Source organism: Paenibacillus sp. 01L418 (assembly GCF_056400045.1).
In genome coordinates, this window is record NZ_JBFTSN010000331.1 from 1 (window position 1) to 7,147 (window position 7,147).

Here is a 7,147-nt window from a genome sequence, read left to right on the forward strand (position 1 = left end):
ATAACATGGAATACCATGTTCTAGACGGGGCTGCTTTTTTTAAACTTTGTGATTTTACTTATTTACTCATTTGCCAATGCTTGAATCAATAGAAGTTCATAACTGGCAGCAACGCCTCCTTGCATGCTGAACTTCTCCTCGTATTCCTTATACATGTTGGCAAACAACCGCCTCGAACTGAGACCTCGCTTCGTATTAGCCTCTGAAGTGCTAGCTCCCATCGCTTTTACCGAGTGAAGAAAGTCTCTTGCTGAAGCATACTTTTCCGTCTGAATGAAGCTTTCAGATTGAATACTAGAAAAACCAGATTGAATGAGCAAGCTGCTCCATTCATTTGTCGATAGAAACCAAAGTCCGTGCCGCTGCGGCTCGACTGCACTGGCTCGATAAGCTTCGTTAAAAGCATAATGCATCTCGCAAAATGTAGCAGGTCCGAATGTCGTGAATATGAGCAAGCCTCCAGGACGAAGCATGCGCCGAAGGTGACCAAATGTTTGCCTTGAATTGCTCAGCCACTGAAAACAGGCGTTGGAGACGATGAGATCATAAGAGGATTCCTGAGCATCTTCTCCCCATACTTCAACATCCGCCTGAATAAAGCTTATACGCTCTGAAGTGTTTTTTAGGATGCCATCACGGTTCGCTTCATTTGATAATACACGTTGTTCAGCCAGCTTGATCATGGCGGGAGCAATATCAAGTGCTGTAATACTTGCACTAGGCCATTCATGAACTAGAATCTCAGTCAATGTCCCCGTGCCGCAGCCGATCTCAAGAATCTTGGGCTCGGCCATGTTGCGTTTGTTCTTCCACCCAATGAATGCTTTCGCAAGGTGATCTGACATCCTACGCTGAACATGAGCATGAGCGTCATACGAATTTGCACTGCGGTTAAATTGACGTCGGATATCATTTATCCTACTGATCATGCCACCATCTCCTCAGTTCATTAGCTATTTGGTCTTCCCTTCCTAAGAAAGAGGCATGCCCGCAGGCTGGCATCGTGAATAACGTTGCTTTTGGCAACTGGGTCATAAGCTCCACTGCCGCGCCGTAAGGACAAATACGATCATCAGACCCATGCACAATAAATACCGGGCAAGTGATGCTCTTTAGTTGAGACAAACAATCCTCGCTTCGCAAAATTTGAAGTCCTGCGATTAACGCTGGGGTTGTCCAGCTGCCGATCGTGGATAGGCTTTCGTCTAGAATGACTTCCCTTTCTGCATCCGAAAACATGAGCTCTCGGAATCTTGATTCTACCCCTTGTCGGTCCTGTTTGAGCCCTGTAATCATCTTCCTAACATATATATCTGCAAAGCCGAGATCAGACTCACCTTTTGATCGAGTAAATCGAGCAGTTGCTCCGAACAACACAAGACCATCAGCAAACCCTTTTGCCGCGAGTCTTAGTGCAAGTAAACCGCCAAGAGACCAACCTCCGATTAACAACGGACCATGATCAGCCATCGTCTTGTCTACTGCCATTTCAGTCAGGAGCAGCATTTTCTCTGGAGAATCGGCATCACTGTAATCAACAGAAACATGATGAAAATCCGGAAGAAACTCACGAATCCGATCGAAAACCGTATCTGGCATACTCCATCCGCATAACCATAAAATAGTGCCGCTTGTCTGTCGCTTAAGTTTCACTGATTCGCTATCCAATGTAATCATGGACTCAGCACTCCTAGTCGAAGTCCGATTGAATGAATGCGTGCGGCTGCATTTAACAACTCCTTATCTGTATGAACTGCTGACAAGGAAAAGCGAATACGCGCTGTTCCATCAGGTACAGTAGGTGGACGGATGGCAACCGCTGTGATTCCCTCTTCTTCAAGAGCTTCGCTGAAGCGTAAAGCCATATCGTTAGAGCCTACGATTAAGGGTACAATTTGGGAATTTCCGGAACCGATGTTAAACCCCGCATCACTAAGGAAGGAACGAAATAATCTGCTTGCTGCATAAAGCCTTTCTCGACGCCAGTGTTCCTCTTTTACTAAAACTAACGCCTTTGAAATACCAGCAACGATTGAAGGAGGCAGCGCAGTTGAATATAGGAGTGGTCTAGCCTTATTCACAAGCCATCGTATTAGCAAGCGGCTGCCACAAATATAAGCGCCATAAATACCGAACGATTTACTGAATGTTCCCATATGAATATCAATGTCATTCTGCAATCCGAATTCATGGCACAATCCTTCGCCTCGCCCTCCGTAGATCCCCCCACTATGTGCCTCATCCACCATAAGCATCGCTCCGTACTCCTGTTTGAGCGCAACAAGTTCACGCAATGGTGCCATGTCGCCATCCATAGAGAAAATAGCGTCTGTAACGATCAGCTTACGCCGTTTATCACGATACTTATTTAATAGCGTACGTAAATGTTCCATGTCGTTATGGCGATACCGGGCGTGCTCCGCACGGCTGAGTACAATGCCGTCCACCATACTCGCGTGGTTCAACTGATCGCTAAAAACAACATCTCCTCGCCCTACAAGTGCACTAATCACACCAGAATTAGCCATATAACCATTTGCAAAAACTAACGCTGCTTCACAGTTTTGCCAATCCGCTAGTTCTTCTTCTAGACAACCATAAGGTAATCGGTTGCCTGTCACATGGCGTGATGCACCTGAACCAGCTCCTTCAGTGAGCAAGGTCTCACGCATCACTTCAAGTATGGCCGGATGCTGGGCAAGTCCAAGGTAGTCATTAGAGGACAAATTGAGCAATGTTCGTTCTCCGCGCATCGTATAACCAGGTGATCCGAATACAGAGCTAGTTATACGCAAAGAACGCTCCCTCGAAACATCAGCCAATAATTCTAGTTCTTCTTCCATCCATTTCATAGTCGGCACCGCCTTAAAGGGCAATTAACTCAATCTCAAAGCCCAAATCCTCAATAATTTGATGATCAGCTGATATGTCTTGGCCTGCTGTCGTTAAATAATCCCCCACAAAAAGTGAATTCGCGGCGAAAAGAGATAAAGGCTGCAGCGTAAGTAGGTTGACCTCTCGGCCGCCTGCCACACGGATTTCTTTAGAAGGACATATGAAACGAAACAGTGCTAGTACCTTCAACGCTTTCATCGATGGCGTGCGACCTGCGTGTTCCAGTGGTGTTCCCGGTATTGCATTCAGAAAATTGATTGGAATTGAATCCGCATCTAGTTCGCGCAGCGCATAAGCCATTTCGACAATTTCCTGATTTGTCTCACCCATGCCGATAATGACGCCAGAGCAAGGGGACATGCCGTATGTCTTTACTTTTTCCACAGTTTCAACGCGTTGATCATAAGTATGGGTCGTCGTGATGGAAGGGTAGTTGGCTTTACTGGTGTTCAAGTTGTGGTTGTATCGATGTAGGCCTGCTTCAGCAAGTCGCCTGGCTTGATCATCCCCAAGAATACCCAAACATGCGCAAATTTTTAGAGGCATCGTTTCACGAATTTCTTTTACTGCAGCCACCACTTGGTCTAGCTCCCTGTTAGTTGGGCCTTTCCCGGACGCAACAATACAATAGGTTCCAGCTTTACGCGCCATCGCCTCACGTGCACCTGAAAGCAATGTGTCTTTATCAAGCAGAGAGTATTTTTTAACTGGGGCCGTCGAAACAATCGATTGCGAGCAATAGCCGCAATCCTCGGGGCAAAGGCCGCTTTTGGCGTTGATGATCATATTCAGCTTCACTTTTTTACCGTAAAAATGTTTTCTCACCGTAAACGCTGCTTGCATGAGCAGCAGCAGCTCATCATCGTCGGCTTCAAGCACTGCGAGCCCCTCATCTAGCGTTAAGCATTCTCCATGCAATGCTTTTCTGGCAAGCGATTGCCAATCCGTCTCTACTTTAATTGTTTTCATCTCTATCATCCTCCTATGGGTTTAACTGCAAGTGCCTCTCTAATAGGCGCGAATTGTATGGATTTTTGTAAGGTATGTATCAGCATGTGTGTAGTCTCTTCGGTATGCAAACGAGGAAACCGACCGAGAACTTTAAGACCGCTAAATTGTTCRATTAGTTGTGCATTCGTAGCAACACTCGGATCGTCATCTGTTTCCGTTAATTCACCATCGTTCAGTATAACGCCAACAATAGGAACCCCCCGATTTTGAAGGAAAGAAGCAGTCAGAAGTGTGTGGTTAATTGTCCCGAGGCTGGAACGGGCTACAATTAGAGCAGGAATCCGAAGCTCCGCAATGAGATCCACCATGAGGGTGCCATCGGTCAGTGGCACAGCGACGCCGCCAGCCCCTTCGATGAGCAGTGCTTCATAATGTTTTGTGAGCGGTAAACCAGCGGCAATTAGCTCCTTAATCGTAAGCATCACACCAGCCTGCTTAGCTGCGAGCATTGGCGCAAGTGGAGCTTCGAATGTAAATGGCGCGACTGCCCCAGGCTGTTCGTTTATTCCCGTGCTTCTTATCAGCCGCTCAGCATCGGTAAGACCGCTGCCAAGAGGAGCACCGGTTTGAATCGGCTTCCAGACACCAGCATTCATTCCTTCAGCACGGAGCATAGCGGTAATGGCTGCCGTTATAACCGTCTTCCCGACGGCTGTATCTGTACCTGTCACAAATAATCCGCGTATCGAATCATCGTTAAAAATGTTCAAAGAACTCATTCCCCTTCGGTGACGTGAAGTATCGATTCCATCAAAATATTTGTCATGGCATCCAGTTCAGCAACATTACTCGAGAGCGGAGGAATAAAGACGATCACATTGCCGAGCGGCCTTGTTAGCATTCCTAGCTCCCTTGCCCGCAAGGTTGTGCGAACTCCAATTCGATCTGCCCAGTCATACGGCTCACGTGAAACCTTGTCGCGTACGAGCTCTATTCCAATCATTAGTCCCTTTTGCCGGATTTCACCGACATGCTGGCAATCCTTTAGCGCTGCGAGCTTTCGCTGGACAAACGATGCCTTTGCTCTTACTCCCTCGATCATATTGCGCTCTTCAAACAACTTTAAGCTTGCCAAAGCAACGGCACAGCCAATCGGGTTACCGGTATAGGAATGACCGTGGAAAAATGTTTTCTGCTCTTCGTAATCAGCATAAAACGCTTCATACACCTCGTCAGTTGCAAGTGTCGCTGCTACAGGCAAATACCCACCGGTCAGCCCTTTGCCAATCACCATCAAATCAGGCGAAACATCTTCGAGATTACAAGCGAACATCGCGCCTGTCCGACCGAAACCAGTCGCCACCTCATCAGCAATGAGCAGTACGCCATACTCACGGCACAGCGCAGCCATCTGGCGTAAACAGCCTGAAGGCATAACGATAATTCCCCCAGCCCCTTGCACAATCGGCTCCACAATAAGTGCCGCGATTTCATCCGACTTTGTCTCAAGCAAATGACGCAGTGACGCTAACGTATCTTCCAGTGCCTGCGCCTCACCGCCTGCATGACGATAAGCATAGGGATATGGAATGGTGTAAGAAGAAAATAACATGGGGCGAAAAGTGTCATGATACAGAGGAATGGCACCGACGCTCACCGCACCAATTGTATCGCCATGGTACGCTTGGTTCATCGTTACAAACTTCGTCTTACCTCGTATCCCCTTGTTATGCCAGTATTGAAATGCCATTTTGATCGCGATCTCGACACCGGTTGCTCCTGAATCGGAGTAAAATACTTTGTTTAGTCCTTCCGGAGTAATTTCCACCAATTTTTCTGCAAGCTCAATTGCCGGAACATTAGCCATACCAAGAAGGGTGGAATGGGCCACTCGCCCTAATTGTTCTGTAATCGCCTGATTTAGCTCCGGCACATTGTGTCCATGTACGTTAAGCCAGACGGATGAGAAACCGTCATAATATGCGCGTCCTTGGACGTCATATAGCATGATGCCTTCTCCGCGTTCAATAATGAGTGGATCAGCGTTATTGTAATCTTTCATTTGAGTAAATGGATGCCATAAGTGGTTCTTATTCATGGCAGCAAGCCGTTCGAAATCTGTTATCACAAATGATCACCATCCATTATTTTTAATTGTTAACCTAYAATAATTAATTTAGGTTAACAATCGGATTTTGCTATTCTAGCAGACCTGCACTCCCCTGTAAAGAGAATACAAAATGAAAGATTAAAGATTAACTCCGTGAGGAAGCAACCGAAAGCCTCATGAATAATAACAAAATATAGAATTATACTTTTGTTCAGCTACTCAAAAAAATACTAAAATAGAAACAACAAAAACCCTTCTGCTTGGATCACAAAAGGGTCGATTTTTTAAATTATGAAATATGATTTAATGTTTTTTTAGCTTGCACATGTCTATGAATAATAAATATTTTCAAGCCCTGCTATCGTTGTCGAACAGACATTTTCCCTCGATCATAAGCAAGGATGATCATCGTCGCACCTAAGCCAGCACAGATCATATACATCATAGAATATGAGGTGAAATCAGCTATTGGCCCCATAATAACGCCGCCCAGCGAAATTCCTAAATCAGCCATAGCAATAAAAAGTCCGATTAACACATTGCGGCTCTTCTGCGGCAAAACAAATGTTAAATAGGTTGTTAATGTAGGATAGATGAGAGCCTGAGCCGTTCCCATTAAAATGGATCCCGCATAGAAAAAAACAGCTCCTCCCGTTACAGAAAAGCTCACGCATTGCGCCGCCAATGTCAAAAGGAGCATATTCCCCATCAGAAATGATGAATGCCATTTACCGCTTGACGGAATCTTTTTTCTTAAAGCAAAACGAGCCAAAACAACGGTACCCGCTTGCAGCATTAGATAGATTCCAGCATTGCCGTTTTTTAATTCCGAAGCGTATAAAGGAATAAAGGTGGTAACTGCTCCAAATACCATTGAAGCTACTAACATCAACATGCTGCACTTAAACAAGATTGGGTTAGTTACTAACTGACCGAAGGATTTAAACATACTTTCTGACTGCCCGGTCTGATTTGCAGCAGTCTGGTCGCTTCCTTGATCCATTTTGGTGCCATAACCGAACACCCCAGTAAAGATTGCAATCGCAATCATGACCATCGTAAAATAATTCATATCCCCCGTTTGCCAAATGCCCAAAGCCAGAACAGGGCCAAGGATACCCGGCATATACGTAAATAAAGAATAAAGTGAAATGCCTTGGGAGCGATCCTTCTCTGGCAGTGAATCAATGA

At 45.8% G+C, this 7,147-nt stretch carries 7 protein-coding genes; all 7 read right to left on the minus strand.

Annotation, left to right across the window (positions count from 1 at the left end; all coding sequences use genetic code 11):
* Positions 1-62: 62 nt before the first annotated feature.
* Positions 63-929: a malonyl-ACP O-methyltransferase BioC gene (gene bioC, locus AC1DSE_RS26540; RefSeq protein ID WP_477509777.1), complete on the minus strand. Its 867-nt coding sequence runs from the start codon at positions 927-929 to the stop codon at positions 63-65.
* The gene (locus tag AC1DSE_RS26545) at positions 919-1,677 is read right to left on the minus strand and encodes an alpha/beta fold hydrolase (RefSeq protein ID WP_441884021.1); all 759 of its coding nucleotides are present in this window, start codon (positions 1,675-1,677) and stop codon (positions 919-921) included. Before AC1DSE_RS26545 ends, bioC begins: the two co-directional genes overlap by 11 nt.
* Positions 1,674-2,852 carry an 8-amino-7-oxononanoate synthase gene (gene bioF / locus AC1DSE_RS26550; RefSeq protein ID WP_441884018.1) on the minus strand — a complete coding sequence of 393 codons (1,179 nt, stop codon included), beginning with the start codon at positions 2,850-2,852 and terminating at the stop codon, positions 1,674-1,676. The genes AC1DSE_RS26545 and bioF overlap by 4 nt, the downstream gene beginning before the upstream one ends.
* A gap of 13 nt (positions 2,853-2,865) precedes the next feature.
* Positions 2,866-3,864 carry a biotin synthase BioB gene (gene bioB / locus AC1DSE_RS26555; RefSeq protein WP_477509778.1) on the minus strand — a complete coding sequence of 333 codons (999 nt, stop codon included), beginning with the start codon at positions 3,862-3,864 and terminating at the stop codon, positions 2,866-2,868.
* A 5-nt stretch (positions 3,865-3,869) separates the two neighbouring features.
* Entirely contained in the window at positions 3,870-4,616 is a 747-nt protein-coding gene (gene bioD, locus AC1DSE_RS26560; RefSeq protein WP_441884012.1) for a dethiobiotin synthase, read from the minus strand.
* Between the two features lie 5 nt (positions 4,617-4,621).
* Positions 4,622-5,944, minus strand: coding sequence for an adenosylmethionine--8-amino-7-oxononanoate transaminase (gene bioA / locus AC1DSE_RS26565; protein ID WP_477509831.1), 1,323 nt, complete (start codon positions 5,942-5,944; stop codon positions 4,622-4,624).
* A 370-nt stretch (positions 5,945-6,314) separates the two neighbouring features.
* The coding region (gene cntE, locus AC1DSE_RS26570) for a staphylopine family metallophore export MFS transporter CntE (RefSeq protein WP_477528450.1) at positions 6,315-7,147 on the minus strand (833 nt) is incomplete at its 5' end.